Origin of the sequence: Vibrio sp. J2-4, assembly GCF_021728155.1 — a bacterium.
Classification (GTDB): Bacteria; Pseudomonadota; Gammaproteobacteria; order Enterobacterales; family Vibrionaceae; genus Vibrio; species Vibrio diabolicus.
The window spans coordinates 352,543-370,694 of record NZ_JAKKCN010000001.1 but is presented as its reverse complement, the minus strand read 5'-3'; the positions used below and the strand labels follow the sequence as shown (position 1 = coordinate 370,694).

Sequence of the window (18,152 nt, the reverse complement as noted above, 5' to 3'; positions counted from 1 at the left end):
AACAATTTAGAATAACAATATGCCTAATCGCTCTCCTCAACCTTTGTATATTCAGGCCTGTGGTTTCCACTCCGCAATGGGACAAGATGACGCCATCATCCACCAGTGTTTATCGGGAGCGAAACCATCCAACATGGTGGTTGACCAAGACATTTTGAATTCAGGCCGACAAACAGTAATCGGTCGAATTGCACAGCCGTTACCGCAATTACCACCAGCTGTCAGCCAGTTTGATACGAGAAACAACCGCCTCGCACTTTCGGCTTTGCAGCAAATCGAAAGCGACGTGCATAACGCCATTGCTGAATATGGCCGTGACCGTATCGCGGTGGTGATCGGCACCAGCACATCTGGCATTTCAGATGGCGAAATCGCGTTTGGAGAGAAGCTGGCAAACGGCGAGTTTCCTGCCGACTACCATTACACCAAACAAGAGCTTGGCAACTGCAGCGATTTTATTGCCGCCTACTTTGATTTGAGCGGCCCACATTACTCAGTTTCAACCGCCTGTTCTTCTAGTGGTCGTGTATTTTTAACCGCGCAACGCCTGATTCGCTCTGGCATTGTTGATGCGGTCATTGTGGGTGGCGTGGATACCATTTGTCGCCTAACGCTAAACGGCTTTAACGGTTTAGAAGCCCTATCCGATACTCTTTGCAAACCGTTTGACCAACATCGCAACGGCATCAATATCGGCGAAGCCGCAGCATTAATGTTGCTAAGCAAAACACCCGCGCCCGTTGCTCTTCTCGGAGCTGGCGACAGCTCAGACGCACACCATATTTCCGCACCACATCCAGAAGGGTTAGGCGCAGAAGAAGCGATGAAAAAAGCGTTGGCCAATGCAGGACTTACAGCGCAAGACATTGGTTACATCAACGCGCATGGCACAGCAACGCCGTTAAACGATGTGATGGAAAGCAAAGCCATTCATCGCTGCTTTGGTGACTCCGTTCCCGTAAGCTCGACAAAGCCACTTACCGGACACACATTAGGCGCAGCAAGTGCAACAGAAGCAGCGATCGCTTGGCATATTCTCAAGTACAACCTTGATTTGCCAATACAACACTGCGAAACCAAAGCAGACGATATCCATATATCGTTAGTTGAGACGCCAACCAAACTGGATAACAAAGCGATTCTCAGCAACTCTTTTGCTTTTGGTGGCAACAATATTAGTCTTATTTTTGGTTACGCTCATGACTAAACTTCCTCCCATCGAACAACTTTTGCCACACGACAAACCAATGATTTTGGTTGATCGTGCTTTGGATGTTCAACAAGATACGATTCACTGCCAGGTTGATATCGTAGAACACAACCCGTTCTTCGACTCGGCCTCTCAAACTGTGCCAGCTTACGTTGGCATTGAGTTTATGGCGCAATCTGTCGCGGCGTGGTCTGGTTACCACGCATTAATGAAAGAACAAGCGCCACCGATTGGCTTTTTGCTTGGTAGCCGTCGATACACGTCTGAATGCGATACGTTTTCTCGCGGACAGGTGCTCGATGTGTATGCTGAAAAAGTTATGGAAGATAACGGTATGGCGGTTTTTTCAGCCCGTATTGAGCTACAAGGAACTGTTGTAGCGACTTGCCAATTGAACGTTTACGTTCCATCAGAAGAAAAATTACAAGAAATGAAAATCAGGAGTCAACAATGACCCGACAAGTCCTCGTTACAGGTGCCAGCAAAGGCATCGGTAAAGCCATTGCCGTTCAATTAGCCAAAGATGGTTTCCAAATCATTGTCCATTACATGGGCGATCAACAAGGCGCGCAAGACACCCTAAACACCATCGAACAGCATGGTGGTAGCGGTCGCCTTATCCAATTCGACATCAGTGACCGTGCAGATTGTCGTGAGAAGCTCGAAGCCGATATCGCCGAACACGGCGCTTACTATGGCGTCGTAAACAACGCTGGCATCACAAAAGATACCGCTTTCCCTGCAATGACCGAAGAAGAATGGGATGGCGTGATTCATACCAACCTAGATAGCTTTTACAATGTTCTTCACCCTTGTGTTATGCCAATGGTGCAAAAACGCAAAGGCGGTCGAATTGTTACCCTTGCATCAGTATCTGGCCTGATGGGTAACCGTGGTCAAACCAACTACAGCGCAGCAAAAGCGGGCGTAATTGGTGCAACAAAATCACTCGCACTTGAACTGGCAAAACGCAAAATCACCGTTAACTGCGTTGCTCCGGGGCTTATCGACACAGGCATGGTAGACGAACACGTAAAAGAACACGCGATGCCGCAAATTCCTTTGCGCCGCATGGGAGAACCAGAAGAAGTCGCTGGTTTAGTCAGTTACCTTATGTCTGACATCGCAGGCTATGTAACTCGCCAAGTCATTTCGGTAAACGGAGGCCTAGTATGAGCCGTCGAGTTGTTGTAACCGGAATGTCGGGTGTGACTGCGTTTGGTAACGATTGGCAATCTGTCGAACCAAAACTGCGTGACTGCCAGAACGCGACGCAATACATGCCTTCTTACGAACAGTATGATGGCTTGAACACCAAGCTCGCGGCACCCATTTTAGATTTTGATCTGCCAAAGCACTACAAGCGCAAGCAAGTACGCGGCATGGGGCGTGTTTCCAAATTGGCGACCGTCGCAACAGAAAACGCACTAAGCCAAGCAGGTTTGATTGGTAACGACGTACTCACCAATGGCCAAACGGGTATCGCATACGGCTCATCAACAGGCAGTACTGACGCAATCGGCGCATTTGGTGTCATGCTGAATGAGAAAACCACTAAAGCGATCACCGCAACGACTTACGTGCAGATGATGCCACATACCACGGCGGTGAACGTTGGTCTATTTTTCGGTTTGAAAGGCCGAGTGATCCCAACCAGCAGTGCATGTACCTCTGGCAGCCAAGCAATCGGCTACGCCTACGAAGCGATCAAACACGGCTACCAAACGGTCATGGTTTCTGGTGGCGCTGAAGAATTGTGCCCAACGGAATCCGCTGTCTTCGATACCCTTTTTGCCACCAGTCTGAAGAATGAAGACCCGAAAAGCACACCAAGACCTTATGACTCCGATCGCGATGGTTTGGTGATTGGTGAAGGTGCGGGAACGCTGGTTCTGGAAGAGTACGAACACGCCGTCGCTCGTGGCGCAAAAATCTATGCAGAAATCATCGGTTTTGCCAGCAACTGTGATGCCGCACACGTCACTCAACCACAGATGGAAACCATGCAAATCTGTATGGAAATGGCTTTGCAAAACGCGGGCATTCCTGCTGAGAAGATCGACTATGTATCTGCTCACGGCACTGCCACCGACCGCGGTGATATTGCAGAAAGCAACGCAACAGCGAATGCTCTGGGCAAAGTGCCAATCAGTTCACTCAAGAGCTACTTTGGCCACACACTAGGCGCGTGTGGCGCAATTGAAGCGTGGCTAGGTTTAGAAATGATGCACACAGGTTGGTTCAACCCAACACTCAACCTAGAAAACCTCGACGAGCAATGTGGCGATTTAGACTACATCGCCGGACAAGGCCGAGAACTGGACGTGAAATATTTGATGAGTAACAACTTCGCCTTTGGCGGCATCAACACCTCCATCATCTTTAAAAAGATGTAATGCCCTTAGTAAATGCAAAAGCGCTGGTTAACCAGCGCTTTTTTGTTGGTTGCCTATCAGGCTCATATATCACGCTGTAACGGCAAACAAGACATTACCATTCCGCGATACAAAGGCGACTTTTAACACCACGAATTTGTAAACCCATCGCTTCAAAGACATGCTCAAAATCTTGACAAAATGCAGGTACATTAGGCAACGACATTGAAGCCTCAGTGAAAAATGTCCGACTCAAAGTATCCGTCTCTCCCCACGCTAACTGCCACCAATCCAAAATTCGCGGCTTGGATGCGTTTAATCGATAGCTAGCAGGAATACGATCACGCTTGTTTAGGTTTTCAACTTTAGATGTTGGTAGTAAGTTCCACTTATCATTGTTGGGCCAATAAGCAAAAGGCAAACAGTGATCAACGTGATACTCATTTCGTAATTTGCTTCCACTCCATACACTGACAATGTCGCAATGGCTGAGCTTCAACTGTTCGATTCTCTTTCGCACGACTCGCGTATCATGGTCTTTATCAATCCAGACCAAACAATCATGATACGTTTGCAGTGGAATACCCCGCTCTTGATTAGACCGAAATCGTTGCATTTCCATAATCCACTGGTTGACCACCAGCGGCTCAATCCAAGAGTTATACAATCGAAAACAATCCCAAAGGCTTTCATCCAACACAAACAGCCCATAACTTTTGAGGAACTCGCTATCCACAACAATTGAACTTTTTGGCTTCTTAGCTGAACGAATCATTTCAAAGTAAGGGTTTGATTTATCGCCCTGATAGGTAAAGGCGACGGGGCCATCTTTTATGGTTTTTAAGCTATCTTTTATTGCTTTATCCAGCGCCACTGCGTCTTCGCCAAAAAATGTCGCGCCTATAGCAAGATCATCAGGACTTAAATGGGAAAGTCTGCCCCAACCATCGGGCTTTATAAAACCTAGCCCTTTAGACGAGTTCGAGCTTTGCTGGATGTTCTCTTTATCGATTAAACGCTTAAATTGACGAATCCAATATAAGCCAACTAATCCTAATGGGATGGCAACTTTACCTTCGCTGCGATCAACCACTGCACCAGAATGAGCATCTGCAATTCGTAGTAAAGTACGCAGTAGTGCGAGTTTATAGGTAGCCGATTTGGAATCATTGACGATAATGTGACGAACCTTATTCAAATCACCAGAACCATCATCAGGCAAAGACATCACTACCGTTTGCCAAGATACACCCGTTCGCTTTAACTGATCATCATCGAGAGATACGTTCCTCACCATTAAAGCGCTATTCTTTGCAAACTTTTCGAGCTCTTCAACCGATACCGGATAAGCTTTACGACCGTCAGAAAAGTCACCGTGACGAAGGCTAATCACCAATCGACCATTAGGCGCTAACAAATTTGCAAGTTTGCGAAATGCACGTTCACGGTGCGTAGGCGCAAGATGCATCCATACCGCACTGACAAGAATTAAATCGAAGCGAAAGCCAAGATTAATGGTTTTCTCAAGCTTAGGTAATGCATCTTCAAGCCAAGTAACGGAATCGCCACAGTAAGACTTACCAAGCCTTAGAAGTGCTTGAGCAGGCTCAATCGCAACAACTTCACACCCATGTTCAGCCATCCATTTCGCGTCTCGACCAGAGCCCGCGCCAACATCTAACACGCGATCTCCAGCCTGGGGCCAGAAAACTCTCCAACTCGCGTGGACATCCTCAAACTGGAGCGATGTGTATTGCTTCGCGAAAGAGTCGGCGTGTTGGTCATAAAAATTAGAAGTGGCAGGCATAAAGACTAACGAAAGATAATTAATATGCGTCCATATTAATTGCTAGAAATTGCAATGGCTAGAATGCCATTCAAAAGTTGTAGATAGAGTGGTAATTACAGCCAAAAACCTAAAAACGACAAAGCCCCGACAACTCAAAGAGTTATCGGGGCTTTTGAATAAATGGCACGCCCTATTGGATTCGAACCAATGACCACATCCTTAGAAGGGACGTGCTCTATCCAGCTGAGCTAAGGGCGCGCTACAGGGACAGGATTATACGAGTTCAAACGGGTAAATCAACGGGTTTTCATAACATTCTGATCTGAATGCCTAAAAAAAGTCCATCAAAACGCTTAATGTTCAAAAACACCACAAAGCAAACGTTTGCGTATGGATGTTAATAAGAAATTCTGCGACAATGCGCCGCAGATAATTTGCCTTCTTAATTTATAAGGAAAGTCATGACTGCTCAAAATATAGACGGAACTCTCATTTCCCAAACTGTTCGATCCGAAGTGGCAGCACGTGTTAAAGCTCGTGTTGAAGCTGGGCTACGTGCCCCTGGTTTAGCAGTGGTTCTAGTTGGTGAAGATCCTGCTTCTCAGGTTTATGTCGGCAGCAAACGCCGCGCATGTGAAGAAGTTGGGTTTGTTTCTAAGTCTTTTGACCTTCCTGCGTCTAGCTCAGAAGAAGAGTTACTAGCGCTGATTGATGAATTAAACAACGATGATGAAATTGACGGCATTCTAGTGCAATTACCCCTTCCTGCGGGCATCGACACAACACATGTTTTAGAGCGCATTCACCCAGAGAAAGACGTGGATGGCTTCCACCCTTACAACGTTGGTCGTCTTGCACAACGTATTCCAAAGCTTCGCTCTTGCACGCCAAAGGGCATCATTACCCTACTAGACCGTTACAACATAGAGCTTCGTGGCAAACATGCTGTTGTGGTTGGTGCATCAAACATTGTTGGTCGTCCTATGACACTTGAGCTGCTGCTTGCAGGCTGTACAACGACAACATGTCACCGTTTTACCAAAGACCTAGAGAGTCATGTGCGTCAAGCTGACGTTGTCGTAGTTGCGGTTGGTAAGCCAAACTTCATCCCTGGAGAGTGGATTAAGAAAGGTGCAGTGGTTATCGATGTCGGCATTAACCGTCTTGATTCAGGCAAGCTAGTTGGCGACGTGGAATACGATAAAGCACGTGAAAGTGCGAGCTTTATTACTCCTGTCCCTGGTGGTGTTGGCCCAATGACCGTCGCAAGCTTAATTGAGAACACGATGCTCGCTTGCGAGCAGTTCCACACAGACAAATAACGTAAACTTCAGATACGAAAAAGGCTCCGCAAGGAGCCTTTTTGCTAATTTTAGGTATCTATTTCAATTACAGACTTAAAATCACGCCCGCAATAGAAGCGCTCATTAAGTTCGCCATGACACCAGCGATAATCGCACGGAAGCCATGCTTAGAAACAAATGCACGCTTTTCTGGTACCAATGAGCCCAACCCACCAATCAGCATCGCCATGCTTGAGATGTTTGCAAAGCCACACAAAGCAAACGTCACGATTGCTTGTGAGTGTTCACTAAGTTGAGATTTCACTTCTGCAAGCTGGATGAAAGCGACGAACTCATTCACCACAATCTTGTTACCAATCAGCGAGCCTGCTGTGGTTGCTTCTTGCCATGGTATACCCAACAACCAAGCGACTGGCGCAAACACAAAACCTAGGATGAGCTCAAAACTTAATGGTGTCCCAACAAGATCACCAATCCAACCTAGCATGCCGTTTAACATTGCAATGACACTGATGAAAGCCAATAGCGTACCACCTACCGATACAGCAATGCGTACACCCGCCATTGCACCATCTGCTAATGCTTCTACTACGTTGGTTGCACGTGGAATTTCAACTTGGCTAATGTCGATATCTGCTGCTTTATCCGTATCTTCTGGCATTAAAATTTTTGCCATCAGCAAGCCCGCAGGTGCCGACATAAATGCAGCAGCGATTAGGTAGTTAAGGTCAACGCCCAGTGACGCGTAACCAACCAACGTTCCACCAGCAACAGAAGCCAAACCGCCTGTCATAACTGCAAAGAACTGCGAGTCAGTCATGTGTTTTAGGTAAGGCTTCACCATCAAAGGCGCTTCAATGGTACCAACAAAGATATTCGCCGTAGCAGACAAAGACTCCGCACGACCGATACCCAGCAGCTTTTGAATACCGCCACCGATAAAGTTGATGATTTTTGGCATCACACCAATGTGATAAAGACCTGAGATAAGAGAGGAAAAGAAAACGATGATACCCAGAACATTGATCGCAAAGGTGAAGCCCCCTGTCGCCAAATTACCGAATAAAAACGCAATGCCCTCTTGACCATAGTTGATCAAATTCGACACTACGCTGCTCACTGAATTCAGCGCATCTCGTCCTGCTGGTACATATAAAACCAACAACGCAAACAGTACCTGCAAAGCAAACGCAAACGACACTGTTCTCAGCTTTATATTTTTTCTATTTGTAGAAAGTAGCCATGCTACGAATAGTATGGCTACGATACCAATAATTGAGTTCATAAAATGAATCCGACAGAAGGGGGATATGGAAGGCACCGGATTGTATAGCGGACTCAAAATGCTGCAAGTTGAGGATGTTAACAGTGTGAAAAGTTTAAGCGCCCAATAATTGACCTTAATTATAAGGCATTGAATTATAAGAATATAAACGTTTGCTTATTTTTATTGTTTCTATATAGAAAAGATGTTTCTAGTTCTGGAAAAATTTTTGTGAAGTGAATCACCTTATGTGTCGTTCAATAACGTCATTGATCCTGTTACTTAGGAATAGATATGTAAGGCGCTAGACGTTGATCCCAATGACACGGGTTACCGATCTTCTGTTTGATGAAGTTAATCACTGCGGATATTTTTTTGGGCATATGTTGGCGGCTTGGATACACCGCATAAAAAGGCATCGACTGGCTTGCTTTCCAGTCCGGTAACAACTGTATTAACTTACCCGTTCTAAACTCATCACCCAGTAAGTAAGTGGCAAGGTAGGCAATGCCCCAACCTGCAATGGCTGCATCCCGAACGGCTTCTGCCAGATCCACTGAATAGTTGCCCGAAACTTTTACGTTCAACTCCTGCTGATCTTTAGTAAACGCCCACCCCGTATAGTCACGCTCCCAGCTTCTGTATATGAGACAGTTGTGAGAAGACAAGTCATCCGGCTCTGTTGGCGTATCATGCTTCAATAAGTAATCTGGTGATGCCGCTACAACAAACTGGCAATCCGTCAAACGCTGCGCAATGTAGCCTTCAGGTAAATGCTCGTTGTTGGTTACCCATAAATCGAGCCCTTCGGCTAACATATCGACCTTATAGTCAAACAGATGTACTTCCACTTGAAGTTGAGGATACAGTTCGCGTAACTCTTGAATCGCTGGGATAATGTGTAAGGTACCAAATGATTGCGACAATCCAAGACGTACCAAACCTGCCACTTCATCCCGCTGGGTTTCCATCTCTAATGTGGCGCTGCTCACCGCTTGTACCACTTGCTCACAGTGATGAAAAAAGGTTTTCCCTGCCTCAGTCGGCGTAAAGCTTCGCGTAGTGCGTTGAACAAGCTTGATACCAAGAGACGCTTCTAGCTGACTCAACTGTTTACTCACATGAGACACCGACACGCCTAAGCTCTTTGCAGCCGCTGTGAAGCTTTTATGTTTAAGAAGAGCGGAGAAGATCACCATTTGTGCGGCACGTTCAGATAACACGCTTTACCTCGATTTGATTATAGGAAAAACAAAGGACTCCGAAGAGCCCTCATATTGAATACTGGATGCCAAGTGATTATTTTATCACAGCTCAGTATTTAATTCGGTCAGCCAAGTGACTCACGGCGAGTGCGAAGTAGTAAGAGCGGTTCCACTTCATCAGTACGTTGTAGTTATTGTAAACCAGATACGTACGACCATTTTCGTCGTCCGGCATGATCAACCATGCTTTGATGTCTTCATCCAGTTTTGGCAACGGACTACCGTCGTATTTTGTGATGCCAAGTTTGCTCCACTCCTGAAGATATTTACCTTTTTCAGCTGTGCGCCCCTCTAAGCTACGATCAATGCCTTTAGGGACTTTCACTTGGCGACCCCAAGTGTATTTGTCATCCCAGCCGGACTTGCTCAAATATTTAGCAGTTGATGCAAATACGTCGGCTTCAGATTGCCAAATGTCTTTTTTACCATCCCCGTTGCCGTCAGCGGCAAAACGAAGAAAAGAGCTTGGCATAAACTGACATTGCCCCATCGCACCAGCCCATGACCCCTTGAAGTTTTCTAGTTCAATATGGCCTTGATCAAGGATCTGCAATGCCGACATGGTCTCTTTACGGAAAAACTCTTCACGACGACCTTCAAATGCCATTGTCGACAACGCGTCAATCACTTTGAAGTTACCCGTAAATTTACCAAAGTTACTTTCTACACCCCACAGCGCCACGATAAAGCGAGGCTGCACACCGTACTCATCGCCTATACGCTTTAGCTCGGTGTAATGCTCTTTATAGAGTTGTCTTGCTTGCTTCACCTTCCATTCAGGCACCGCGCGAGGAATGTATTCATCCAACGTCAGTTTCTTCTCTGGCTGGTTTCGGTCCGCTTTTACTGCTCGAGGCTTGTACTCAACATTCGCAAAAGCAGCACTAATGACCTGCTCTGAGATACCTTTATCACGCGCTTCAGCACGCAGCTTATTCAAGTATTCATCGAAACCCTCGCTACTTGCAAAAGCCGAGGTACACACACCAACGCTAAGCATGGTAGCCAGTATTTTTTTCATATTGCCCTCCTTGAGCAAGGCAGAAATCCCAGATGAAAAACGATGACGTTATTCGCCTTTCTGCTGGGCTTTTTGTTCTTTGTACTTTTCTAGTAGGTTCTCCGGCGGAGGCGGAACCTGCAAAAAGAAGCCATCATTTTGCAATGAAGCCTTCACTTTTTCGATATCAACTTGTGCCAATTTACGGCCATCAAGTTTAATCGTCATAACAGCGATAGGCTTACCGAACATCTGCATTAAGGTGTCAGGAACCTGTGAAAAATCATCCTTTTTCGGAATATAGAGATAAGTACCTTCTTTTTTCGAGCTTTTATAAATAGAACAAAGCATGACACGCCTTTTATGCTGATTTAGCCGCGTTGAGTGCGGATTAGGTTGAAAACGTCAAATTCTCGCAAACTTAATAGCAAATTTGAGATTAATTCACCTATTTGCCCACGAGAGAACTTGCTGCGTCAAAGGATGAAATATAACATGACAGACCTAGTTTAAGGCAACGCTCTTTCAATAAAGGCAAGAAGTCCACGATGACCCATTCACCAGACCTTAAAGGTAGCAGTTTTACATTGTCAGTTTTACACCTTTCTGACAATGAGATCGCAAAGACTGTCGAATTTTTGCAAGAAAAAGTTTCTAAAGCACCTTCTTTTTTTGCATCCGCGCCTTTGGTAATCAATATAGCAAAAGTACAAGGCGACATTGATTTCCCTAAGCTTAAACAAGGCATCTCAGATGCTGGTTTTATTCCGGTCGGTGTAACGGGCAGTAAAGACAAGCGTGTACAAAATCTTGCTTCCGAAGCTGGCTTCGCCATTATGTCGGCAAGCAAATCACCAAGCCAGGCGCCAGCCAAAATAGCACCAACGAAAGTAGTTCGCACGCCTGTTCGATCAGGACAACAGATCTACGCGAAAGATGGTGATTTGGTGGTGTTAGCGCACGTAAGTGCTGGTGCTGAAGTCATCGCTGACGGCTCTATTCATATCCATGGCACACTTCGAGGCCGTGCGATTGCAGGCGCAAGTGGTCAGCAGGAAGCGCGTATTATTTGCCACGATTTACAAGCAGAACTGGTATCCATTGCGGGTGACTACTGGTTAAGCGATCAAATTGAAAGCGAGTACTGGCAAAAGAAAGTAATGATCAGTAAAGCCGATGAATCATTACATTTAGAAGTTCTCGCGATTTAATCTAAAAAGGAAAAAAAATGGCACGCATTATTGTAGTAACGTCTGGTAAAGGTGGCGTTGGTAAAACCACTTCAAGCGCAGCCATCGCCTCTGGTCTAGCTCTGAAGGGAAAAAAGACCGCGGTGATCGATTTTGATATCGGTTTGCGTAACCTCGACCTAATCATGGGCTGTGAGCGCCGTGTCGTGTATGACTTTGTAAACGTCATTAACGGCGAAGCGACATTAAACCAAGCGCTGATCAAAGATAAGCGCACGGACAACCTATTCATTCTTCCTGCTTCTCAAACTCGTGATAAAGACGCACTGACAAAAGATGGTGTTCAGCGCGTATTCGGCGAGCTTGATGAAATGGGCTTTGATTTCATTATTTGTGATTCACCAGCAGGTATCGAGCAAGGCGCATTGATGGCCTTGTACTACGCCGATGAAGCCATTGTCACAACGAACCCAGAAGTCTCTTCTGTGCGTGACTCTGACCGCATTCTAGGTATTTTAGATTCTAAGTCCCTGCGCGCAGAACAAGGGCTAGAGCCAGTAAAACAGCACCTGCTACTGACTCGCTACAACCCATCTCGCGTCACTCAAGGCGAAATGCTAAGCGTTGAGGACGTAGAGGAGATCTTACATATTCCACTACTGGGCGTGATTCCAGAAAGCCAAGCCGTGCTTAACGCGTCAAACAAAGGTGTACCGGTTACTTTTGACGATAACACCGATGCGGGCATGGCTTATTCTGACACCGTTGATCGCTTATTAGGCAATCAGGTTGAATTTCGTTTCCTTACTGAGGAGAAGAAAGGACTCTTTAAACGACTCTTTGGAGGCTAGACATGTCATTATTAGAATTTTTCCGCCCACAGAAGAAAACTTCTGCGAATCTAGCTAAAGAGCGTTTGCAAATCATTGTTGCTGAGCGCCGCAGCCAAAATGATCCTGCGCCTTCTTACTTGCCTCAATTGAAAGAAGACATCTTGAAGGTGATCAGTAAGTACGTGGCAATTGATCCAAATATGGTTGACTTAACATTTGAGCACAAAGACGACGATATCTCAGTTCTTGAGCTCAATGTGAAGCTACCAGACGACGAGAAGTAAACCACTTTTCCTCGCGAGACCGAATGCTCAGATTTGAATGAAAAAGGTTGGCACCGAGGCCAACCTTTTAATCTTTTAATCTTTTAATCTTTTAATCTTTTATTACTTTAATGCTTTGTTCATCTTGTCGCCGAGTAGATCCAAACGCCACCCTTGCATCAAATCAGGCAACACTTCTGGATCGCGATCTTTTTTCCACACCCAACTGATCAGCTGATTAATCTGCTTTTTAGAAGCAAGGAACTCCGTTGCTAAGCCAGACTTCTGCGACGCCAATTTCACTATGTCTTTCATATTTTTGAAGACTTGTTTGTAACCTGGATAATCCATTAAGCGTTCAATTTTCGCCGGATACTCTTCAGAAGGTGTTTGCTTTGCTTGTTTAACAATCGCGGCAATCTTCGCGCCATGGCGGTTAATCGCTCGGATATCAATATCTTCCGCTTCCATCTTCTTAAAGTTCGTTAAGCCAAGACGAGCGACTGTTAACAGGTCACCTTCTTTGAAGATAAAGTTCAGCGCTAAATCTCGTTTGATTGCTTCACGGTAACGCCACGTCGCTAGAGGCTTTAAAATCGCCAGTTCAGAAGGTTTTAACTGCCAAGCACCTTTAATATCAAGGTAGGCATTCTCCTCATTAGTGACGCGAATGCGTTTTGAAACCAACAAATCACTTTCTTGTTGTACGGCTTCCCACCAACCTGCTTGCGTCACCTTATCGAGCAGCTTTTCGTATAACGGTAACAAGTAATGAACATCTGCGGCAGCATAATCTAATTGCTTTTGTGTCAGTGGACGAGCCATCCAGTCAGTACGTGATTCACTTTTGTCTAGCTCAACACCTAAATATTCTTCCACCAGCGTTGCAAAGCCTGTTGATAGACCGTGGCCAAGAAAGGCCGCCATCAACTGAGTATCTACCATAGGGAACGGCGTACAACCAAATGCATTTTGGAAAACTTCTAAATCTTCACCGCAGGCATGCAGCACTTTTAACACGGAAGTATCTTTTAATAGCGCTACGAACGGCGTCATATCCGTTAATTCGGTCGGATCAATCAGCGAGAGGCGATTACCATCGAAAAGCTGAATCAGACCTAACTGCGGGTAGAAAGTGCGAATACGGACGAATTCGGTATCCAGCATCACTACATCTGCCTCTCGGGCGTGAATGCAAACTTCTTCTAGGTCTTTGTTTTTGGTAATAATTTGATAATTCACATACTTCTCGCTATAAAAAATGCCAGCAAAACGCTGGCATTCTATCATTTTTTAAATCTCTCGACTCGACGAAATCGGCTTATGCGCTTTTCTTCGCGAGTTCAGCGTCGTTCTCTTCACGCAGAACACGACGCAAGATCTTACCGACATTGGTTTTAGGGAGGTCTTCACGGAACTCTACCAACTTAGGCACTTTGTAGCCAGTTAAGTGCTGACGACAATGCGTAATCACTTCATCTTTGGTCAAGCTCGGGTCGCGCTTCACGACGTAGATCTTCACTAATTCACCAGAGACTTCGTGCGGTTGACCAATAGCAGCCACTTCAAGGACTTTGCCGTGTAGCGCTACAACGTCTTCGATTTCGTTCGGGTAAACATTAAAGCCTGATACTAAGATCATGTCTTTCTTACGGTCAACGATATGCAGGAAGCCTTCGTCATCGAACTTAACAATGTCGCCCGTTGATAACCAACCGTCTTCGTTGATCGTATCTTTCGTTGCTTCAGGTCGTTGCCAGTAGCCTTGCATAACCTGAGGACCACGAACTTGAAGTTCACCAGTTTCAGTATTCGGAAGCGCATTGCCTTCTTCGTCCACAATACGAACTTCTGTTGATGGCACAGGCAGACCAATCGATCCATTGTATTCAACAAGGTCATGCGGGTATGCCGCAACCAATGGAGAACACTCGGTCAGGCCGTAGCCTTCTAGTAGGTAACAACCCGTGGTCTTCTGCCATCTTTCTGCCACTGAGCGCTGCACTGCCATGCCGCCGCCAACGGCTAAACGTAGGTTACTGAAATCCAACTCGTGGAAGTCTTCGTTGTTGATCAAAGCATTAAATAAGGTGTTCACGCCCGTGATCGCAGTAAACGGATGCTTTTGTAGCTCTTTCACGAACCCTGGAATATCTCTAGGGTTGGTAATAAGTAGGTTACGGCCACCCATTTCGACAAACAGCAGACAGTTTACGGTAAGAGCAAATACGTGATACAGCGGTAGCGCTGTCACGACCAATTCACGGCCTGGAGATAAAACCGGCCCGTACGCGCCTTTCGCCTGTAAAACGTTCGCAATCATATTACGGTGAGTCAGAATCGCACCTTTCGCGACGCCTGTCGTACCGCCCGTGTATTGCAGGAATGCGATGTCATCCCCAGACATAAACGGTTTAACGTATTGTAGACGACGACCTTTACGTAGAGCCTGACGCATTGAGATTGCACCAGGTAAATCGTACTTAGGCACCATGCCCTTAACGTACTTCACGACAAAATCGACAATCGTACCTTTCGCTCGTGGCAGCATTTGACCAAGGCTGGTTAACACCACGTGTTTAACTGGTGTTTTATCGACGATTTGTTCTAGCGTGTTCGCAAAGTTAGATACAATCACAATCGTCGTCGCACCTGAGTCATTCAATTGGTGTTCAAGTTCACGAGGAGTGTAAAGTGGGTTAACGTTTACGGCGATACAACCTGCACGCAAAATACCAAACAACGCCACTGGGTATTGCAGTAGGTTTGGCATCATCAGAGCAACACGGTCACCCTTTTGCAGTTTTAACTCGTTTTGCAGATACGCTGCGAATGCGCGACTACGCTCTTCCAATTTACGGAAGGTCATAACCGAGCCCATGTTCATGAATGCTGGTTGGTCTGCATATTTTTGTACAGACTGCTCAAACATTTCTACCAAAGACTCATATTGCTCTGGATTAATGGTTTCAGGTACGTCACTTGGATAACGTGAAAGCCATGGTTTATCCACGATGTTACTCCTCGTTTATAACTGGCTAAAAAATAGCGTCCTTTTTATTTTGAAAGCTATTACAGCACAGCGAACGTGCTTGAGCACGCAACTCTCAAACACTTGTTTAAATTTTGTTAACTACACCAAGAATTCGCGTTGCGACCTCGAGTATTTGCTCTAAATGACAGTGATGACCACCCTTGACAGAAACCACTTGCGGCGGGTTCTCTCCCCAATCAGCTTGGTTAGATGGTAAATTCTGAAATCCTTGATCGCCTAATACGATCAAATGAGGACAACGTATTTGGCTGGTAATCGAGTTAGCATGCGCTTGCGCCATTCGGTAAAGCGACGCACATTTTAACTTGGCATCATGCCGCCAATACCATTTATCTCCTCGCGGCTCCGTTCCTCGCTCGACTATCGGCAGAAGCTGCTCAGCGGTTAATTGGTTGGCTTGCATGCGTAATTTTAACGCCAGATCGAAGGAGGTAATGCTTCGCTCTGGCTTGTTTTGCTGTCTTATTCGACTTAAAACGCCATCGCGAAGACGAGGCAAACTGTTAGTAGGATCTTCAGTAAGAGGTCCTGCTCCCTCTATTTGCACAAGAGCTTCGACCTGCTCTGGAAACGCAGCACTATAGCAACTTGCGATTAAAGCACCAAGTGAATGCCCTACTAATATCAGTCTGTTTGGTGATAATTCGTCCAGCAGCTGATATAAATCGGCAATATAGTCGTGAAAGGGATAATAATTATCGTGAGATTTATGACTCGATAAACCGTGACCAAAATGGTCGATAGCAAGGAGGTGTAAGTGAGGATTAAGTTGATTCAACTGCTCCATGAGCGCTTTAAAGCTACCTGCATTATCTAACCATCCATGAAGAAAAACGACTGACAAGTCAGCCGTTTTTTCGTTCCCTATCTCCAGGGCTGCCATTTTGCCGGCAGGAAGCTCGAATTGACGCTCATGCATCGCAGATTATTTGACCTGTTTTATCACTTTGCCATCTTGTGGGAAATCATTACGCCACATGCGGCAGTTAATCGAGTAACATGGGTAAAAGTAGGTTGGCGAGTCATACATGCGTACACGTTCTTCAATTTTCCATAAACGATACCCTTCCCCCTTAATAATCGGGAAGATGTAACCGTGCTCACCGATCTTTCCTTCTTCTTCCCCTGCTCCTTTGCCTACAACCGTCACCAAACGGCCTTCACTAAAGGCGACAGGCTCTAAATAGCCATCAAAATAGGCGACAAAACGTCCCGTAGGCTCTTCATCAATATCAGGTTTACCAGACTTACTGATTGGAAGATTTACAATCTCTAGACGCGTTTTATCTTTAAAGTTATCCACTTTAGCGATGATTCCACCAAGGCGAACATCTTCACTCACTTGCCCCTGAGACTCAGCAAAAGCTTTATAGTCTGTAACGACCAATTCTGTGCTTGCATTTAGCTCCTCTGGCAACGAGCTACACGCAGACAAACCAACCGTAGCAAATAATGCGAGAAAAAACCGTCCAAAAACCTTCATAAACCACCTTTCAATATTAGTAACCCCAAGCAGGGGAGATCTCACACGTAAATATCGACACCAAGTAATTGAGCCAGTTCCTCTTTTTTAGCTCGATTCATGACATCCATGTACTGCTCCATTGCTTTACGTGTGCTCCCTTCAGGAAGGTCATATTGCACTTGAGCTCGGTGAATTTGGGACTCATCCACGTGTTTTATGGAGTGCGCCACGGCGTTAGCAACCTTTGAAGGCTGACCTACAGGCTGCTTTGTTTGTGATTTATTTACCTGCTTCTTTTGACTGGCTTTATTAGTGCGATTTGCACCGGGAATCAAAGAAGGAGGCAAGCCATTAATCGACGCCATAGCACTCCATAAAAATACAGGGCAAACGCCCTGCTTTTTGTCAGGTTAATGAAAAACGGACTATTCGCGACCAGGAAGTTTTTTCCATGTCACATTATCACGTAAATAAACAGGGCTCGAATCTTCGACCGGCACGGTATTACCCTTTTTAAATTCTTGTTCAGCAAGAATCACTATGTCTTGTGAATCAGGGTACAGAACGTCACCATGCGTCAAATTAAACGGTAGGTCTGCTAATACTTCTTGGTAGGCATCCCAACCAGTACCTGCTGTCGTCCACGTTTTGTCGTCTGCTTGTGCTTCTTCAGTTAGACGTGCTGGTGGAATAACACACTCTTCATCAATACCAACCCATTCACCATTGTCTTGACGAGAATAGCGCGCCCAATAAACTTCACTCATACGTGCATCAATGGCAACAGCGACATTGGTCACACCATGTAAACGATGGCTACCTTGAGCCATCGCAGACAGGGTTGAAACGCCGATCATAGGTAAGTCAGCACCGAACGCCAAACCTTGTGCGATACCAATACCGATACGAACGCCAGTAAAGCTACCTGGACCACGTCCAAACGCTAACGCATCTAGCTCTTGTAGAGTCAGGCCAGCTTCTTTTAGTACTTCATCAACCATTGGCAGTACTTTTTTGGTGTGATCGCGTGGTGCAACCGCGCTACGTGAAATCACTTGATCATTAGCCAACAACGCAACTGAACAGTTTTCAGTCGCTGTATCGATAGCAAGAATTTTTGCGCTCATTTAACTCTCTAC

Annotated in this window: 19 protein-coding genes and 1 tRNA gene; 8 read left to right on the top strand and 12 right to left on the bottom strand. The window is 45.8% G+C overall.

Features of this window, described 5'->3' with window-relative positions; all coding sequences use genetic code 11:
* Positions 1–19: 19 nt before the first annotated feature.
* From L3V32_RS01710 to L3V32_RS01695, 4 genes are read left to right on the top strand one after another with little or no spacing between them, the layout of a single operon-like run.
* The gene (locus L3V32_RS01710) at positions 20–1,207 is read left to right on the top strand and encodes a beta-ketoacyl-[acyl-carrier-protein] synthase family protein (protein ID WP_237283706.1); all 1,188 of its coding nucleotides are present in this window, start codon (positions 20–22) and stop codon (positions 1,205–1,207) included.
* Positions 1,200–1,664, top strand: coding sequence for a hotdog family protein (locus L3V32_RS01705; protein ID WP_237283705.1), 465 nt, complete (start codon positions 1,200–1,202; stop codon positions 1,662–1,664). Before L3V32_RS01710 ends, L3V32_RS01705 begins: the two co-directional genes overlap by 8 nt.
* On the top strand, positions 1,661–2,386 hold the full coding sequence (gene fabG, locus L3V32_RS01700; protein ID WP_029837311.1) for a 3-oxoacyl-ACP reductase FabG: 726 nt from the start codon (positions 1,661–1,663) through the stop codon (positions 2,384–2,386). Before L3V32_RS01705 ends, fabG begins: the two co-directional genes overlap by 4 nt.
* Positions 2,383–3,606 (top strand): beta-ketoacyl-ACP synthase, encoded by a 1,224-nt coding sequence (locus L3V32_RS01695; RefSeq protein WP_237283704.1) that lies wholly within the window; start codon positions 2,383–2,385, stop codon positions 3,604–3,606. The genes fabG and L3V32_RS01695 overlap by 4 nt, the downstream gene beginning before the upstream one ends.
* Before the next feature lie 94 nt (positions 3,607–3,700).
* Here the strand turns inward: L3V32_RS01695 and L3V32_RS01690 are convergent, their stop codons facing one another.
* Both L3V32_RS01690 and L3V32_RS01685 read right to left on the bottom strand, forming a co-directional pair.
* Positions 3,701–5,392 carry a class I SAM-dependent methyltransferase gene (locus L3V32_RS01690; protein WP_237283703.1) on the bottom strand — a complete coding sequence of 564 codons (1,692 nt, stop codon included), beginning with the start codon at positions 5,390–5,392 and terminating at the stop codon, positions 3,701–3,703.
* 163 nt (positions 5,393–5,555) lie between these two features.
* Positions 5,556–5,632: transfer RNA gene (locus tag L3V32_RS01685), tRNA-Arg, on the bottom strand.
* A gap of 203 nt (positions 5,633–5,835) precedes the next feature.
* Between L3V32_RS01685 and folD the strand changes: the two genes are divergently transcribed.
* Positions 5,836–6,696 carry a bifunctional methylenetetrahydrofolate dehydrogenase/methenyltetrahydrofolate cyclohydrolase FolD gene (gene folD, locus L3V32_RS01680; RefSeq protein WP_005396027.1) on the top strand — a complete coding sequence of 287 codons (861 nt, stop codon included), beginning with the start codon at positions 5,836–5,838 and terminating at the stop codon, positions 6,694–6,696.
* A gap of 67 nt (positions 6,697–6,763) precedes the next feature.
* Here folD and L3V32_RS01675 read toward each other — a convergent pair whose 3' ends face one another.
* From L3V32_RS01675 to L3V32_RS01660, 4 genes are all read right to left on the bottom strand, one after another.
* Complete coding sequence (locus L3V32_RS01675; protein ID WP_065645448.1) at positions 6,764–7,963, bottom strand: NupC/NupG family nucleoside CNT transporter; 1,200 nt, start codon at positions 7,961–7,963, stop codon at positions 6,764–6,766.
* A 257-nt stretch (positions 7,964–8,220) separates the two neighbouring features.
* The gene (locus L3V32_RS01670) at positions 8,221–9,165 is read right to left on the bottom strand and encodes a LysR family transcriptional regulator (protein WP_005396032.1); all 945 of its coding nucleotides are present in this window, start codon (positions 9,163–9,165) and stop codon (positions 8,221–8,223) included.
* A 91-nt stretch (positions 9,166–9,256) separates the two neighbouring features.
* A complete protein-coding gene (locus L3V32_RS01665) occupies positions 9,257–10,228 on the bottom strand; it encodes a lytic transglycosylase domain-containing protein (protein ID WP_237283702.1) in 972 nt (323 codons plus the stop codon).
* 48 nt (positions 10,229–10,276) lie between these two features.
* Entirely contained in the window at positions 10,277–10,558 is a 282-nt protein-coding gene (locus tag L3V32_RS01660) for a YcgL domain-containing protein (RefSeq protein WP_005382303.1), read from the bottom strand.
* A gap of 197 nt (positions 10,559–10,755) precedes the next feature.
* Here L3V32_RS01660 and minC point away from each other — a divergent pair, with 197 nt between their 5' ends.
* The 3 genes from minC to minE are packed head-to-tail and all read left to right on the top strand — an operon-like array spanning position 10,756 to position 12,514.
* Positions 10,756–11,418 (top strand): septum site-determining protein MinC, encoded by a 663-nt coding sequence (minC, locus tag L3V32_RS01655; protein WP_237283701.1) that lies wholly within the window; start codon positions 10,756–10,758, stop codon positions 11,416–11,418.
* A 17-nt stretch (positions 11,419–11,435) separates the two neighbouring features.
* Entirely contained in the window at positions 11,436–12,248 is an 813-nt protein-coding gene (minD, locus tag L3V32_RS01650) for a septum site-determining protein MinD (protein ID WP_005388331.1), read from the top strand.
* A gap of 2 nt (positions 12,249–12,250) precedes the next feature.
* A complete protein-coding gene (gene minE, locus L3V32_RS01645; RefSeq protein WP_005396037.1) occupies positions 12,251–12,514 on the top strand; it encodes a cell division topological specificity factor MinE in 264 nt (87 codons plus the stop codon).
* A 102-nt stretch (positions 12,515–12,616) separates the two neighbouring features.
* On the opposite strand, the gene rnd is transcribed toward minE, so the two are convergent.
* The 6 genes from rnd to tsaB form a co-directional block, all read right to left on the bottom strand.
* Positions 12,617–13,735 (bottom strand): ribonuclease D, encoded by a 1,119-nt coding sequence (gene rnd, locus L3V32_RS01640; RefSeq protein WP_237283700.1) that lies wholly within the window; start codon positions 13,733–13,735, stop codon positions 12,617–12,619.
* Between the two features lie 79 nt (positions 13,736–13,814).
* Positions 13,815–15,506: a long-chain-fatty-acid--CoA ligase FadD gene (gene fadD / locus L3V32_RS01635; RefSeq protein WP_006743343.1), complete on the bottom strand. Its 1,692-nt coding sequence runs from the start codon at positions 15,504–15,506 to the stop codon at positions 13,815–13,817.
* Between the two features lie 106 nt (positions 15,507–15,612).
* Entirely contained in the window at positions 15,613–16,467 is an 855-nt protein-coding gene (locus L3V32_RS01630) for an alpha/beta fold hydrolase (protein ID WP_237283699.1), read from the bottom strand.
* Between the two features lie 6 nt (positions 16,468–16,473).
* Positions 16,474–17,031, bottom strand: a complete 558-nt coding sequence (locus L3V32_RS01625) for a Slp family lipoprotein (protein WP_237283698.1) — start codon at positions 17,029–17,031, stop codon at positions 16,474–16,476.
* Positions 17,032–17,072: 41 nt separating this feature from the next.
* Positions 17,073–17,378 carry a chromosome partitioning protein ParA gene (locus L3V32_RS01620; protein WP_237283697.1) on the bottom strand — a complete coding sequence of 102 codons (306 nt, stop codon included), beginning with the start codon at positions 17,376–17,378 and terminating at the stop codon, positions 17,073–17,075.
* Between the two features lie 60 nt (positions 17,379–17,438).
* On the bottom strand, positions 17,439–18,140 hold the full coding sequence (gene tsaB, locus L3V32_RS01615; RefSeq protein WP_237283696.1) for a tRNA (adenosine(37)-N6)-threonylcarbamoyltransferase complex dimerization subunit type 1 TsaB: 702 nt from the start codon (positions 18,138–18,140) through the stop codon (positions 17,439–17,441).
* Positions 18,141–18,152 lie beyond the last annotated feature (12 nt).